Source organism: Halobacillus sp. Nhm2S1 (genome assembly GCF_019599545.1).
In the GTDB taxonomy this organism is placed as follows: domain Bacteria; phylum Bacillota; class Bacilli; order Bacillales; family Halobacillaceae; genus Halobacillus.
In genome coordinates this window covers 1,098,820-1,112,867 of the sequence record NZ_JAIEZV010000001.1, presented here as the reverse complement: position 1 = coordinate 1,112,867, position 14,048 = coordinate 1,098,820, and the positions used below count along the sequence as shown (strand labels likewise).

Sequence of the window (14,048 nt, the reverse complement as noted above, 5' to 3'; positions counted from 1 at the left end):
GTTTGAACTTTCTATTACAAATAGGTTACATTATGTAAGGTGATTGAGTGAGTACGGAAATAAAAAAGATGAAACGTACCATAATAAACAAAAAAGAAGAGGTGAGAGACGTGCCGATCATTCAAGTAGAAAACTTATCGAAAATCTTCGGTAAGAATGCTAAAAAAGCTACCAAATACTTAGATGAGGGTTTATCAAAAGAAGATATTCTCGAAAAAACCGGCAATACTGTCGGTGTTAACCGCGCGTCCTTTGATGTAGAAGAAGGGGAAATCTTCGTCATCATGGGGCTGTCCGGGAGTGGTAAGTCGACACTCGTCCGGTTGATTAACCGATTGATTGAACCAACAGAAGGTAGTGTATATATTGATGGTCAGGACTTGGCCAAGATGGACAGCAAAGATTTAAGGGAAGTCCGTCGCCAAAAGTTGAGCATGGTATTCCAGCGCTTTGGTCTTTTCCCACATCGTACGGTATTGGAAAACGCAGAATTTGGCCTTGAAGTACAAGGCATTGATAAAAATGAGCGGAAAGAAAAAGCGAAGAAATCTCTAGAGATGGTTGGTTTAGGAGGATACATTCACCAGTTCCCTGGTCAATTATCCGGGGGGATGCAGCAGCGTGTTGGTCTTGCAAGAGCCTTGGCGAATGACCCGGAAGTTCTATTGATGGATGAAGCCTTTTCGGCCCTGGATCCATTGATTCGTAAGGAAATGCAGGACGAACTATTAGAGCTTCAAGAATCCATGAAGAAAACCATTTTATTTATTACCCACGACCTCGACGAGGCGTTAAGAATCGGTGACCGTATCGCCCTCATGAAGGACGGACGCATTGTTCAGATTGGTACACCAGAAGAAATCCTAGTGAATCCAGCGAACGATTACGTTGAGAAGTTCGTTGAGGATGTGGACCGTTCCAAAGTCTTGACGGCTGAAAATATTATGAAACGACCAGAAACGGTGGATATTCAAAAACATGGTCCGCGTACAGCTCTTGAACGGATGCGGAAGGAAGGTCTTTCAAGCATCTATGTAACAGATGCAAAAAGAAATCTGCATGGATATGTAACGGCTGATGACGTTTCTGCTGCTGTGAAGCAGGATTCAGACAATTTGAAAGGGATTCTTCGCACAGATGTGCCAAAGGTTGATCCTCAAACACCGATGCAGCAAATTTTCGATATTATCCATGATTCCCCGGTACCTGTAGCTGTCATTGAAGAAGGAAAACTGAAAGGGGTAATTGTGAGAGGAGCCGTACTAGCGGCGTTAGCTGGAAGTGAGGTGAATTTAAATGGGTATGATTCCTAAACTGCCTGTGGCTGAGTGGATTGATGCAGCGACAGAGTGGACAACAGATACATTTGAATTCTTATTTGATTTTATAAAAGAAGACTTTGGTGACTTTATTGAAATCGTAGCTGAAGATTGGTTGATGGGCATTCCCATTTGGCTATTCATTATAGTAGTAGGTGTATTAGCCTTCTTTGCTTCTGGGAAAAAGTTGGGCTTAACAGCTTTTTCAGTCATCGGTCTATGGTTTATTGCCAACCAGGAGTTATGGGAAGAGTTGATGAATACATTTACGCTCGTAATATTTGCGAGTTTGATTTCCGTTATTATCGGAGTTCCATTTGGAATTTGGATGGCAAAAAGCAAAATGGCAGAGAAAATCCTTACACCTGTCCTTGACTTTATGCAGACGATGCCAGCCTTCGTCTATCTGATTCCAGCCGTAGCTTTCTTTAGTATCGGTATGGTGCCAGGGGTGTTTGCTTCTGTGATTTTCGCAACACCGCCGACGGTCCGTTTTACGAACCTGGGAATTCGTCAGGTATCCCATGAGTTGATTGAAGCATCCGATGCTTTCGGAACGACCGGAACTCAGAAATTGTTTAAAGTGCAATTGCCAATGGCTAAAAAGACGATCATGGCAGGAATCAACCAAACAGTCATGCTTGCCCTTTCTATGGTAGTCATAGCATCTATGATTGGTGCAAAGGGACTTGGGCAAACGGTTATTACAGGGCTTCAGCGTGCTGAAGTCGGGACTGGATTTGTTGCAGGACTTGGTATCGTTATTCTGGCGATCATCATTGATCGTTTCACACAAAACTTGAACACCCAGCGTGGTGACTAGTAAATATCGTTAGAAAAGGGTCCTTGGACCTTTTATCTATATAAAATCTTTAAAAGGGGAGAGATTTACATGTTTAACTGGAAACGTTTCGGCATGGTTGCCGGACTATCTTTAACACTTGTAGCTGCAGGTTGTGGATCTTCAGAAGATGAAGGCACAGAGTCAAATGGAGATTCTAACGGTGATGAAGCCGCTTCTGAAATGAATTATGGAGAAGAGATGGGCTATGAAATCACTGGTATCGAAGCAGGTGCAGGTGTCGTAAGTTCTGCAGAAGATGCTGTTGAAGAATATGAAAATCTAAGTGGTTGGGAAGTTGCTACCTCTTCTTCCGGTGCCATGGCAACAGCTTTAGGAGAAGCTATTGAGAACGAAGAGCCGATTGTTGTTACTGGCTGGACGCCACACTGGAAATTCGCTAGATACGACTTGAAATACCTTGAAGATCCAAAAGAAGTTTTTGGTGGCGAAGAACAGATTAAAACAATGGTACGTACAGGACTTGAAGATGATAAACCGAACGCTTATAAAATCTTAGACCAGTTCAGCTGGGAAGCAGCAGACATGGAAGAAGTTATGCTTGAGATTGCTGATGGTGCGAGCCCGGAAGAAGCGGCTCAAAACTGGATTTCTAACAATCAGGATAAAGTAGAGGCTTGGACAGAAGGTACCGAAGAAGTGGACGGTACTGAGGTCGAACTTGTTCTTGTAAACTGGGACTCTGAGATTGCTTCAACAAACGTCGTTGCAGAAGTCATGAAGGAGCAAGGCTTTGATGTAACGATTACACCGCTTGACAATGGCCCAATGTGGGAATCTGTTGCCGCTGGCGAAGCAGATGGAATGGTGGCTGCATGGTTGCCAGGAACCCACGGTGATCAATACGAGCAAAATAAAGACAATCTGGAAGACCTTGGAGCGAACCTTGAAGGTGCCAAGATTGGTCTAGTTGTTCCTGAATATATGGATGTCGACTCCATTGAAGATTTCGAACCAGCTGAATAATTAGCTTAAAAAAGCGTGTAGAGGTTTTTGCCTCTACACGCTTTTATTTTGCGCATTGGTAAATTCCGCAGTTTATTATATAAGCTCCCTTTACTTGAAGACTCAGTTTCGAGATGTTTTCGGGGTTCGTTACCCAGGTTCAGCGTTAGGGGTGGTTGGGAAGCTACTCGCTTTCCTGTGGGGGAGCGCCGAGCTTCCTCGGACTGCGCCCTGCGGGATCTCGCCTATCTCCTTCTCCCAGGGAGTATCGCAGCTTCCCAACCTATGTGAGAAACGAACCCCTTTCCAAGTAGGAGTGTCTTCCGCTGTCCCGATTGTTAAAAGCATAAAACGCTCTGTATTTAGCTTTCAGAGTTTAAGTACCTAGGCATGGAATTTTTAACCTTATACTCCAATTAAACGGAATAGCTGTTTGTTCTGGTAGCGGTTTCGAGATTCTGATATAGCAAAGGGGCGAAGGGAAATGGCGAGACTCCTGTGGGAAAAGAGTGCTAGGTGAGACCTCGCAAGGCGTCAGCCTGAGGAGGCTCACCGCGCTCCCGCGGAAAGCGAGTTATTCCCCGTAGCCCCCATCCACTCAATAAAAGTCTCGAAACTGAGTCTTACACAACACTGCCATATACTTTAATAATGGATATTTAACAATAAGTGTCTAACTGCCCTTTTGTGGCATAGAGCAGGAGTGGATGGAATATAGATAGGGGAGAAGGACAAACATAAAAAATCCCGCTCGAGGCGGGAGGGTTGAGATTATTGGTGGTTGATGACTTCATGACTCGGTTGTGTCGTGTGATTGGCTTGCTCAGCCTTTGCTTTTTCTTCCAGTTCTTTCAAGCTTGCTTCAATTTGTTCTAAATATTTTTGGATATTTTTTTGATGGGGTTCGACCGTACGCTTCCAGCTTTCAATGGATGTTTTTACATCTTCGGAAAGCTCTTTGATCAGCTGTGCCCCTTCTTTAGACGTTTGAGTAATCTGGTCCTTCAATTGCATGCCTTCTTCTTTTAAGCTGAGAACCGTATTTTTCAAGTTTTCACTTTTTAGTTTGGCATTCTCTCTCAAGTCACGACCAGAGGAAGGGGTATTTAATAAAGTATAGGCAGCTCCAACGACTCCCCCGACTATGAATCCCAGCGCTAATGATTTTCCGTTTGGCATATCAGTCAGTCTCCTTTCAATCACTCTCTATTTTATATTTTCTCTTAATATGTATGAATGAAACCTTAAAAACATAAAAAAATATTCTTTATAGGGAAAGATAAAGCAAAGGCACTACATTTGATGTAGTGCCTTTGGTGTAAGTCAAGGTTCTTCTGTATACCCTCTTTAAGAGGCTGGTTGAGCTGCTTTAGCAAGGTTTGATCGTCTTAAGATCTTTCGAGCGATCGGGTACATGATGGCTACGAACAACACGTTAAACGCAGCTGCAGGTAGAACAACTGTGACAAACATGAGGCCGAAGCTGGCTTCCATAAGTCCGATGATGTAAAGGACAACACCTAAGAAGATGGAGCCGCTAATCATGGTACCGATGGCTGCTAAAGCAGGCTGTACGAATTTTTGATGTGATATTTTTTTAGTCACTAGGACAAGCGCTAAAAATGCAAATGCTGTTAGCGGCTTGTCAATAATATTGGCCAATTGGCCGCCTGGAACGGTGGTAGTCATCGCTGAGATGAAGCCTGTCGCTAGAGATAACAATAGGACATAAGATGGTTTAGGGAACAATAAGATTCCCAGGAACATCATAGCGAGCATCATGTCCGGCCGCATTCCGAAAAAGAACGGGGGTGCGACGGCATGCAGAACAGCACCAATTCCTACAAATAAAGACAACATGACTAAAACACGAATATTCATTTAAACATCTCTCCTCAACTATTCTAATCTCATCTGATTTTGCCATCCAAACGTGTCCTCATGACCGTTTGCGATTGCATGCTAGTATTATAGCAGTTTTTTATTGAGAAAATCAATCCATTTAACCAGGAATGTGGTGGTTGATTTCACCAGCGATGGCTTGTAAATCTTCTGGAGAGTAATCATCGGAGTGGACTTCCCATTTCGCGCCGAATCCATCCCCTTCACCATATCTGGGTATTAAGTGGATATGTAGGTGGAAAACAGATTGACCTGCTGCTTCTTCATTGTTGTTTAAGACGTTCAAGCCAATAGGAGCATAGGTTTGTTTAATTGCATTTGCGATCTTCGGCACTCTAGAAAACAACTTCTCTGCTGTTTCTGGATCCGTGTTGTAAATGTCTTGGCAATGCTGTTTCGGAATAACTAGCGTGTGACCTTTTGTTACTTGACTGATATCAAGAAAAGCGTACACCTCTTCGTCTTCGTAAACTTTCGCTGAAGGAATTTCTCCATCAATGATCTTGCAGAAAATGCATTCATCTGCCATATACAAACACTCCTTTCCGTTTGATAGCATTGTACCATAAGAAGGAGCAAAAACTCGATAAAGACGGTGAGTGAAAAGTGTAACCGTCGGGAAAGTATGATAAAATTTGTGCAGGAAAATTAATGAAGTGAGGGATAAGATGGAACCTTTATTACATATCAAAGACCTCCACGGAGGGTACACCCATAAAAATGTACTGCATGGCATATCTTTCGATGTCCATCCAAACGAAATCGTCGGCCTCATCGGTTTGAATGGCGCGGGTAAAAGTACGACCATCAAACATATCATCGGAATGATGCAGGCGAAAAAAGGTAAAGTCTCGATTAATGGAACATCATTTGAAGAGAATCCGGAAGAGTACCGACAGCAGCTCGGTTATATTCCGGAGATGCCTATTTTATATGATGAATTGACATTGTATGAACATCTACAATTGACAGCTATGGCCTATAATGTACCGGAAGACGTATTCAAACAGAGGTTGCAGCCGCTTCTTAAAGAATTTCGTATGGAGAAGAAGCTCAAATGGTTTCCGGTGCACTTCTCTAAAGGGATGCGCCAAAAGGTTATGATTATGTGTGCATTCTTAATCGAACCGGACCTCTATATCGTGGATGAGCCTTTTGTTGGTCTGGATCCCCTCGGTATACAATCCTACCTGCAGTTGATGGAGGATATGAAAGAAAAAGGGGCAGGGATTTTAATGTCGACACATATCCTTGCTACAGCGGAGAGGTATTGTGATCGTTTCGTTATCCTCCATGAAGGAGAAATTAGAGCTAAAGGGACGCTTGAGGAGCTGCGGACGTCATTTAATCAGCCGGGGGCATCTCTTGATGATATCTACGTGGAACTGACAAAGGAAGAACAATATGATTAATGCAAAGGAGTTTTGGTCGAAACGTTTCTCTGAACATACGAAAGAGACAAGCCGTTACTTAAAGTATATCTTTAATGGCCATATTGCCGTTGCCATGTTGTTCTTTATCTCAGCACTTGCTTATTATTACCAGCAATGGATCCAAGACCTGCCAGAAGATTTTCCTACTGCTTGGATTATAGCGCTCGCTTTTGGCTTCATCGCAGGGTACAGTCCTGTGCGGACGCTCCTCAAAGAGCCGGACTTAGTTTTCCTGCTTCCTGCTGAATATCAGCTGGATGAATACTTCCGCCGCTGTTTATATTACAGCTACGTTGTCCAGCTTTATGTCATCTTTCTAATCTCGGCAGCCCTTGGTCCGTTGTATTTTGCCTCGTATCCAGAACTTGGTACCCGGCATTATTTAATGATGATCGGTGTTGTCCTTATCATTAAAATTTGGAACATGATGTCCAACTGGTGGATGTTGAAAGAGAGGAACCCCAGAATACGACTCATGGATCAGGTCATCAAAGCGGTATTGAACATAACTATTTTTTATTTTCTCGCTCAGGGTGAGTGGGTTTATGCAAGTGTTGTAACGGTACTGCTTGTAGGTGTCGTCCTTTACACCTTTTCTCTCTCCAGACAAAAAGCCGGACTCGCTTGGGATTTACTTGTAGAAAAAGATCAGCAGAGAATGAGGACCTTTTACAGAATTGCCAATATGTTTGTGGATGTTCCTCATTTAAAGAATACAGTGAAAAAGCGTAACACCCTTGTACGAGCGATTGTGGATCGGGTTCCTTACCGGCAAAACGAGACTTTTTCCTATTTGTATAAAATCACTTTTATACGAAGCAGTGATTATTTAGGTATGTACATCCGCCTTATAGTAATTGGTGCCCTGGCCATTTGGTTTGTATCCAATCTATGGGTCAAGGTCGCGTTTGCCATTCTATTTCTCTATTTAAGTGCATTTCAAATGATGACATTGTGGAATCATCACCGCACTATTGCTTGGCTGGATCTATATCCGGTTAAAAAAGAATGGAAGGAAAAAGCAATCCTGCAATGGTTGCAGCAGATCATGATGTTTCAGACCTTCCTCTTCGGCTTATTGTTTATATTCCAATGGAACCCTATAGGGCTTGTTCTTGTGTGGGTAGGCGGCAGTATCTTCAGTTATCTATTTATACAAAATTACGTGAAAAAGAAATTGACGTAACAGGGAAGACTACCTAAGCAGTCTTCCCTGTTTCATATCCGTTTCAAAGTAGGCACGCGTATCCCAAACGGCTTCGATCCACCAGATTCAATTTCCGGAGGGGTTTTCAAAGGTTGTGAAACTTACGAATAACGATTGATTTTTGAAAAAAACGGAGGTGTTTCATTTGAGTTATGAAGAGAAGGCGAAACAGGAAGCGGTGCGTTGGAGTAAAGCATTGGATAAGCGTTCGTCTATTATACAGAGGAGTTCAAAGCAGGTACAGTCTAGGATTAATGAAAAGATCCCTGATCGTGTCCATGCGATGGTAACGGATAGTATCCGTTCCATGATTGAGCTTGCCTTGACATCTTCAGAGTATATCCGCCCTGTAAAAGTGCATCCGGATTGGAGCTTTGAAGAGCGTGAGAGGCAAGTCCAGGAATTAGTTAAGAAATATAAGAAAACAGCATCTGTAGAAGGCGCAGGGACGGGTTTTGGAGGCTTCTGGCTTGGGGTGGCTGACTTTCCGCTGTTATTAAGCATAAAGATGAAGTTTTTATTCGATGCGGCCCAGCTTTATGGATGGAATGTTCATTCTTATGAAGAGAGGGTCTACTTGCTTCATGTATTCATGCTTGCTTTTTCCAGTGACAAGGTCCGAGGGGAAGTGAAGCGTAAGGTTTTAGCTTGGGATGATTTAGAAATAAGGGAGAAGAACGTGGACTGGAAGACGTTACAAGTGGAGTACAGAGATACGTTGGATCTTGTGAAGCTTCTTCAATTGGTCCCGGGTTTCGGGGCGGTTGTAGGGTATGTTGCGAATGGGAGATTATTAGAACATTTAGGGGAGACGACCATTCAGTCCAGCCGCCTCCGTTTACTTTAACTTTCTTGATAACTGATAAAGGTTTGGAACAATGTTTTAGCTGCGTGCGGCAGTGCTTTTTCGTCGAAATCGAATTTCGGATGGTGATGAGGATAGTAATGATCTGGAATTTGAGCACCTGTAAAATAAAAAGTGCCTGGCTTATCCAATAAGTAGTAAGCAAAATCCTCTCCAGCCATGACGGGTTCGACTTCTTCAGTGCGTAAAGAAGCATCAGCCTTTTGAGCATGTTGTAAAACTAAGTCCGCTTCTTCGGGATGATTGACCACGGGCGGGTACCCTTTTTCATAAGTGAACTCGTAATCTGCGTCGTTTGCTTCGCAGGTACCTTTGATGACTTTTTCCATCTCTTCAATGATCAAAGTTTGCACTTCAGGATCAAATGTTCTAACCGTACCGGTTAAGGTTGCTGAATCCGCAATGACATTAAAAGTAGTTCCTGATTCAAACGTTCCCACTGTGAGTACAGCTGTTTTTAAAGGGTCTACGCGGCGGCTGACGATTTGCTGCAAGGAAGAAACCACTTGGGAAGCGATGACGATGGCATCTTTCGTTTGATGTGGCTGGGCCCCGTGTCCACCTTTCCCTTGAACTTTGATTTCGAATCGATCTGCTCCGGCCATAAAAGCACCTCTAGAGGTTTGGATGACTCCTGTCGGGGCATTGACCCATAGATGAGTGCCGAATACAGCATCTACGTCATTGAGGACTCCTGATTCAACAATCGGTTTTGCCCCTCCAGGCGCATACTCTTCGGCGTGCTGATGTAAGAACACGATCGTACCTGGGAGTTCTTCCTTATGAGGGACAAGTGCTTCCGCCAAACCTAGAAGAGCTGCGGTATGGCCGTCGTGACCACATGCATGCATGGCCCCTTCATTCTTAGATTTATAAGGGACCTCATTTTCTTCCTGAATAGGTAAGGCATCAAAATCTGCTCTTAGGGCAACCGTTTTGCCTGGTTTTCCCCCTTCCATTCTGGCAATAACCCCATTTCCTCCGATATGACTTTCATATGGAATCCCCAGTTTTTCATATGTATCCGCAATGAACTGAGCCGTCTTCACTTCTTGGAATGAAACCTCTGGATATTGGTGCAAGTGACGGCGAGTCTCGACCATTTTCTCGTATTGTTCATCAATGGCTTGAAAGACGTTCTCCCACATATTTTTTCCTCCTTATCATCTTGCTGAAGTTTGGCAACTATTTTCATAAATTGTAATATACATTCAGAATATTCTCAAACAGGTCCCCTTATCTAGTGAAAATAAAAATCCCCTGTCTTAGACAGGGGGGAAGTAGTCAGTCTTGTAGGCGGGAATCCTGAAGTAGACGTCCGATTTCTTCCATATGACCGGTTTCGTCTGCAATCATATCATCGAGTTTTACAGATAATTCAGTTAACCCGAGCTCTTCCGCTTGTGTTTTGCGTTCTTCGTAACGCTTGATCGTCTGACGCTCGGCTTCTCGTGCTTCTTCTAACATTGGTCGCACTTCAGTCATTTGCTTGACTTCAGCAGGTGTTGTCGTCGGAGTTCCGCCCAGCGTGCTGATTTTCTCAGCTAGATAAAGAGCATGTCCTTGTTCATCGGTTACTTCGCTTTCGAAAAATGGCTTGAGAACAGAACGATAGAGCCCCGTAACGACAGCCGCATTATACGTGTACATAATAGAAGCTGCGTACTCATGAGCTAAATCTTCGTTAAGACCATCGATTAGATTTTGCATTTTTTGATCCATACAACAACATCCTTTCTTTTGTGCTCTTTTATAAATATTCCCATCACTATTTGGTTTAAACATACCTCCGACTAGAGGCGGAGATAACTCCGTTCTCTGGGTTGTTTTATCAGTGTCCATTTCCAGATAAAATTAGGTTATACATTTGCCATGGAAGCATTTAAGACAGAAAGGAAATATAGATCTTCTGTCGAATGTAATTTACGGAAGGTTAAAAAAGGGTGAGCAATTATGCGTAATAAAATTTCACAAGTCGTCATCGCACTATTACTAGTTGTATTTGGATTTGTTCTTCTCTTGTCGAATTTGAACATTATTTCCCTGGAAATGAGATGGACCTGGGAGAATATTTATCCGATCATATTATTATTGATTGGTTTGAAGTTTTGGTTGGACGCGTTGTTGAAGAAAGGCGGAAGTTGGATCGTTGGCTCATTCCTCACGATTTTCAGTACGCTTCTGCTGTTGGATCGACTGGGTTATCTTGAATTCTCCTTTGGGGATGTATGGCAGCTTTGGCCGCTTCTTTTCATATACTTTGGATTTAGCATTTTTTTAGGCGGCAAAGGCTCTAAAGTGAAAATTGAATATGATTCCGAAGGTTCCTCTTCAAAGAAGCTGAATTCCAAGCATATGATGATTGGAGACCATTCTTTTAATGATGAAAACTGGAAGGTGGAACCCATGGATTTATGGAACGGAGTCGGTGACTACCGGTTCGATTTCACACGTGCCTTCATTCCAGATGGAGATACGCCAATCATCGTGCGCGGCTGGGTTGGGGATGTGAAGATGTTAATTCCAAAACATGTTCCATTTCGTGTAGAAGCAAAAGTAAAGACAGGGGATATCCGTGTCGGGGGACAGAAAGCGGATGGAATGCACAGAAGCGTGGAATATGAAACGGATGATTATTCGATGGCCACTCGCCGCTTGACCATTGGTGTCGATCTTAAAGTGGGTTCGATTCGTATCGATCAGGTGTGAAAGGTGGGAAAACATGTTAAAGCAATTGAATAGTATACGTTACATGTACATCCGATCACATCTGTATGGGCTCATTTTAAATACGTTTATCCTGCTGAGTATCCTATTGTCTATTTACGTGTGGTTTCAGCCTGATTGGTTGAGTGCAGGAGCCATTTTGATGTTCATGCTGCTCTACATTGTCATAGGGTTTATCATGTCTCTGTACGCGGGCTTTCGGTCCAGTGGGGATGTCAAACATCGGTTGGATTACATATCGATGATGATTACCCAGCTTTCTCGGGGGAACTTCAGCAAACGGATTTATTTTAATGAGAATGATGAAATTGCTGCTGTGGGAGATGAATTGAATGTGCTTGGCGAAAAGTTGGAGCAGCAGAAGGATTCGCTCGTAAAGCTTGCTGATGAAAAAAGTGAATTGGCACGCACAGCTCACAAGGCGGCTACGATCGAAGAGCGTCAACGACTTGCCCGCGACTTGCATGATGCCGTGAGCCAACAATTATTTGCCTTAACGATGATGGCGCAGGCAACAGAAAAAATCTTTGATCGTCGCCCGGAAAAAGCAAAAGAACAACTTCAGGAGATTACCCAAATGGCTCTTCAGGCCCAAACAGAAATGAGGGCGCTCCTTCTCCATTTAAGGCCTGTTCACTTGTCAGGAGAACCATTGACGGAGGGGATTAAAACCCTCATAGAAGAATTACGTCAAAAGTGTCAGATTGACTTTGATGTGGATATGGAAGATTTAGGAGAGCTGCCAACGTCAGTAGAAGAGCAGTTGTTCCGGGTTGTGCAAGAAGCACTTTCGAATATATTAAGACACGCCAATGCCTCTGAGGTGAAGGTAGAAGCCACTCATGACCAAAAGGAAATTTTCCTACATATTGCCGATAACGGGGTCGGTTTTGATACCGAGGATAAAAAAGCCAACAAGGCCTCTTATGGATTGAAAACGATGCGCGAACGGTGTGAAGAAATTGGCGGCTCATACTCTTTACGTTCAAGGAAAGGAGAAGGGACACATATCGATGTTCGTGTTCCTGTAAAAGTAAATGATAAGGGGGAAGAGAAATGATTCGTGTCGTAGTCATTGATGATCACGATGTCGTCCGTAAAGGTGTCATTGCCTATTTAAGTACTGAAGAAGATTTGGACATCGTGGGAGAAGCGAGCAGTGGGTATGAGGGAGCAGCGTTGGTTAAAGAGAAAAAACCGGATGTTGTTCTCATGGATTTGATTATGGAAAATGGGACTGGAATTGAAGCGACAGAAGAAATTATGAAGACGGAATCTTGTAAGATCATCATTCTAACGAGTTACTATGATGATGAAAAGGTTTTTCCGGCGCTTGAAGCAGGTGCGTTTAGTTATATGCTGAAGACATCCTCAGCTGATGAAATAGCTGATGCCATACGTAAAGCTGCTCTCGGTCAAAATGTGATTGAGCCGAAAGTCGCTACAAAAATGATGACCCGTTTCCGTCAAGACCGAAAACTGCATGAAGAGCTTACAAAACGTGAACTTGAAGTGTTGAAATGCGTGGGGGAAGGGATGACGAACCAGGAAATCAGTGATGCGCTCTATATCGGAGTTAAAACTGTGAAAACCCATGTCAGTAACATTCTAAGTAAACTTGAGGTTCAGGACCGCACCCAGGCTGCTGTTTATGCCCACCGGAATGGATTGCTTAAAGGGTGAAGGAAGACCGCTTACAGGCGGTTTTTTTCTTTTTTAAACCACCCTTTTTTCATATGAAAATGACAATGGTATGGCGGACTATGAAACTACTTTGTTTTCGAGAGAATACCTAGTATAATGGCATGAGAGAGAGGTAGAAAGGATATAAAATCATGAAAAAAAGTATGGAAACAGCGCTGTTCCTGCTATGGGCAACATCACTTGTTGCTACTGTCGGGAGTCTGTTTTTCTCAGAGGTACTTGGCTATGCGCCCTGCGAGTTGTGCTGGTATCAGAGGATACTAATGTACCCGCTGGTGCTCATTTATGGGACAGCTTTATGGAAAAAGAAGTGGGATGTAGCTTTCCCTGGAATCATTATGAGCGGAATTGGTATCTTCGTTTCCATTTACCATTACATGCTGCAGAAAATCCCGTCGCTTTCAGCGGCAGACACATGCGGTCTAGTTCCTTGTAATGGTCAATACATCAATGTTTTTGGATTCGTGACGATTCCGTTTTTAGCAGGCACCGCCTTCATCATCATTTTTATCATTCATTTGTTTGTCGTTGTAAAGAAAGGAAGGAATGACGTATGAAAAAAGGTATGATCATCTTTGCAAGTGCTCTAGTGGTACTTGTTGTAGTTCTTGTATTTGTCGTGAACTATCAAAACTCCGAAAAAACAGCAGATAATCCTTATGGGAAAGAAGACTTGCATCAGGCAACTATTGATCAATTGGATGACCCTAATTATCAGAACCAAATTCAACCGGATGCTCTCGAGGAAGAAATACAATCTGGAGAGCCTACAACCGTTTATTTTTACGATCCGACATGTGTACACTGTCAGCGTACGACTCCAAGAATGATGCCAATTGTGGATGAATACGATCTTGATGTCAAAAAAATGAATGTAAGAGAATTTGAAGGTGAGTGGGACAAATACGGGATTGAAGGAACACCTACCCTCATTCATTTTGAAAACGGGGAAGAACAGGCACGAGTGTCAGGTGAACAATCCGTTCGGGATTTAGACGATTTCTTCCAGCAGGAAGTCATGGACAGTGAACCTGAATAAAAAGAGAAATAAAAAAAGTGAGCGGTTTTCCGCTCACTTTTCCTA

Annotated in this window: 16 protein-coding genes; 11 read left to right on the top strand and 5 right to left on the bottom strand. The window is 43.1% G+C overall.

The features are described 5' to 3' along the window. Positions 1-110 precede the first annotated feature (110 nt). From proV to K2225_RS05750, 3 genes are all read left to right on the top strand, one after another. On the top strand, positions 111-1,313 hold the full coding sequence (proV, locus tag K2225_RS05760; protein ID WP_370632722.1) for a glycine betaine/L-proline ABC transporter ATP-binding protein ProV: 1,203 nt from the start codon (positions 111-113) through the stop codon (positions 1,311-1,313). Beyond that, positions 1,297-2,142 (top strand): ABC transporter permease, encoded by an 846-nt coding sequence (locus K2225_RS05755; RefSeq protein WP_220583864.1) that lies wholly within the window; start codon positions 1,297-1,299, stop codon positions 2,140-2,142. Before proV ends, K2225_RS05755 begins: the two co-directional genes overlap by 17 nt. 69 nt (positions 2,143-2,211) lie before the next feature. After that, positions 2,212-3,147 (top strand): glycine betaine ABC transporter substrate-binding protein, encoded by a 936-nt coding sequence (locus tag K2225_RS05750; RefSeq protein ID WP_220583863.1) that lies wholly within the window; start codon positions 2,212-2,214, stop codon positions 3,145-3,147. A gap of 750 nt (positions 3,148-3,897) precedes the next feature. On the opposite strand, the gene K2225_RS05745 is transcribed toward K2225_RS05750, so the two are convergent. The 3 genes from K2225_RS05745 to K2225_RS05735 form a co-directional block, all read right to left on the bottom strand. Beyond that, positions 3,898-4,305: a YtxH domain-containing protein gene (locus K2225_RS05745; RefSeq protein WP_220583862.1), complete on the bottom strand. Its 408-nt coding sequence runs from the start codon at positions 4,303-4,305 to the stop codon at positions 3,898-3,900. A 168-nt stretch (positions 4,306-4,473) separates the two neighbouring features. Further along, complete coding sequence (locus K2225_RS05740; RefSeq protein ID WP_220583861.1) at positions 4,474-5,007, bottom strand: tryptophan transporter; 534 nt, start codon at positions 5,005-5,007, stop codon at positions 4,474-4,476. 121 nt (positions 5,008-5,128) lie between these two features. Then, on the bottom strand, positions 5,129-5,557 hold the full coding sequence (locus tag K2225_RS05735) for an HIT family protein (protein ID WP_220583860.1): 429 nt from the start codon (positions 5,555-5,557) through the stop codon (positions 5,129-5,131). Between the two features lie 139 nt (positions 5,558-5,696). Here K2225_RS05735 and K2225_RS05730 point away from each other — a divergent pair, with 139 nt between their 5' ends. The 3 genes from K2225_RS05730 (at position 5,697) to K2225_RS05720 (ending at position 8,515) form a co-directional block, all read left to right on the top strand. Next, positions 5,697-6,440: an ABC transporter ATP-binding protein gene (locus tag K2225_RS05730; RefSeq protein ID WP_220583859.1), complete on the top strand. Its 744-nt coding sequence runs from the start codon at positions 5,697-5,699 to the stop codon at positions 6,438-6,440. Beyond that, complete coding sequence (locus K2225_RS05725; RefSeq protein ID WP_220583858.1) at positions 6,433-7,647, top strand: ABC transporter permease; 1,215 nt, start codon at positions 6,433-6,435, stop codon at positions 7,645-7,647. Before K2225_RS05730 ends, K2225_RS05725 begins: the two co-directional genes overlap by 8 nt. A 157-nt stretch (positions 7,648-7,804) precedes the next feature. Further along, on the top strand, positions 7,805-8,515 hold the full coding sequence (locus K2225_RS05720) for an EcsC family protein (RefSeq protein ID WP_370632721.1): 711 nt from the start codon (positions 7,805-7,807) through the stop codon (positions 8,513-8,515). On the opposite strand, the gene K2225_RS05715 is transcribed toward K2225_RS05720, so the two are convergent. Both K2225_RS05715 and K2225_RS05710 read right to left on the bottom strand, forming a co-directional pair. After that, complete coding sequence (locus K2225_RS05715; RefSeq protein WP_220583856.1) at positions 8,512-9,681, bottom strand: M20 metallopeptidase family protein; 1,170 nt, start codon at positions 9,679-9,681, stop codon at positions 8,512-8,514. The genes K2225_RS05720 and K2225_RS05715 overlap by 4 nt on opposite strands. 136 nt (positions 9,682-9,817) lie before the next feature. Further along, entirely contained in the window at positions 9,818-10,255 is a 438-nt protein-coding gene (locus K2225_RS05710) for a ferritin-like domain-containing protein (protein ID WP_089654213.1), read from the bottom strand. Between the two features lie 231 nt (positions 10,256-10,486). Here K2225_RS05710 and liaF point away from each other — a divergent pair, with 231 nt between their 5' ends. The 5 genes from liaF to K2225_RS05685 all read left to right on the top strand — a co-directional run bounded on the left by liaF (position 10,487) and on the right by K2225_RS05685 (position 14,003). Continuing rightward, entirely contained in the window at positions 10,487-11,242 is a 756-nt protein-coding gene (liaF, locus tag K2225_RS05705) for a cell wall-active antibiotics response protein LiaF (RefSeq protein WP_220583855.1), read from the top strand. 13 nt (positions 11,243-11,255) lie between these two features. Then, entirely contained in the window at positions 11,256-12,320 is a 1,065-nt protein-coding gene (locus K2225_RS05700) for a sensor histidine kinase (RefSeq protein ID WP_220583854.1), read from the top strand. Further along, positions 12,317-12,943 carry a response regulator gene (locus K2225_RS05695; protein ID WP_220583853.1) on the top strand — a complete coding sequence of 209 codons (627 nt, stop codon included), beginning with the start codon at positions 12,317-12,319 and terminating at the stop codon, positions 12,941-12,943. Before K2225_RS05700 ends, K2225_RS05695 begins: the two co-directional genes overlap by 4 nt. Before the next feature lie 152 nt (positions 12,944-13,095). Next, positions 13,096-13,521, top strand: coding sequence for a disulfide oxidoreductase (locus K2225_RS05690; RefSeq protein WP_146814254.1), 426 nt, complete (start codon positions 13,096-13,098; stop codon positions 13,519-13,521). Further along, positions 13,518-14,003 (top strand): thioredoxin family protein, encoded by a 486-nt coding sequence (locus K2225_RS05685; protein ID WP_220583852.1) that lies wholly within the window; start codon positions 13,518-13,520, stop codon positions 14,001-14,003. Before K2225_RS05690 ends, K2225_RS05685 begins: the two co-directional genes overlap by 4 nt. Positions 14,004-14,048 lie beyond the last annotated feature (45 nt).

Bases quoted from the DNA above. Each gene is read 5' to 3' on its own strand.
- K2225_RS05755 (WP_220583864.1), top strand. From the start codon at position 1,297: ATGGGTATGATTCCTAAACTGCCTGTGGCTGAGTGGATTGATGCAGCG.
- K2225_RS05750 (WP_220583863.1), top strand. From the start codon at position 2,212: ATGTTTAACTGGAAACGTTTCGGCATGGTTGCCGGACTATCTTTAACA.
- K2225_RS05745 (WP_220583862.1), bottom strand. From the start codon at position 4,305: ATGCCAAACGGAAAATCATTAGCGCTGGGATTCATAGTCGGGGGAGTC.
- K2225_RS05740 (WP_220583861.1), bottom strand. From the start codon at position 5,007: ATGAATATTCGTGTTTTAGTCATGTTGTCTTTATTTGTAGGAATTGGT.
- K2225_RS05735 (WP_220583860.1), bottom strand. From the start codon at position 5,557: ATGGCAGATGAATGCATTTTCTGCAAGATCATTGATGGAGAAATTCCT.
- K2225_RS05730 (WP_220583859.1), top strand. From the start codon at position 5,697: ATGGAACCTTTATTACATATCAAAGACCTCCACGGAGGGTACACCCAT.
- K2225_RS05725 (WP_220583858.1), top strand. From the start codon at position 6,433: ATGATTAATGCAAAGGAGTTTTGGTCGAAACGTTTCTCTGAACATACG.
- K2225_RS05715 (WP_220583856.1), bottom strand. From the start codon at position 9,681: ATGTGGGAGAACGTCTTTCAAGCCATTGATGAACAATACGAGAAAATG.
- K2225_RS05710 (WP_089654213.1), bottom strand. From the start codon at position 10,255: ATGGATCAAAAAATGCAAAATCTAATCGATGGTCTTAACGAAGATTTA.
- liaF (WP_220583855.1), top strand. From the start codon at position 10,487: ATGCGTAATAAAATTTCACAAGTCGTCATCGCACTATTACTAGTTGTA.
- K2225_RS05700 (WP_220583854.1), top strand. From the start codon at position 11,256: ATGTTAAAGCAATTGAATAGTATACGTTACATGTACATCCGATCACAT.
- K2225_RS05695 (WP_220583853.1), top strand. From the start codon at position 12,317: ATGATTCGTGTCGTAGTCATTGATGATCACGATGTCGTCCGTAAAGGT.
- K2225_RS05690 (WP_146814254.1), top strand. From the start codon at position 13,096: ATGAAAAAAAGTATGGAAACAGCGCTGTTCCTGCTATGGGCAACATCA.
- K2225_RS05685 (WP_220583852.1), top strand. From the start codon at position 13,518: ATGAAAAAAGGTATGATCATCTTTGCAAGTGCTCTAGTGGTACTTGTT.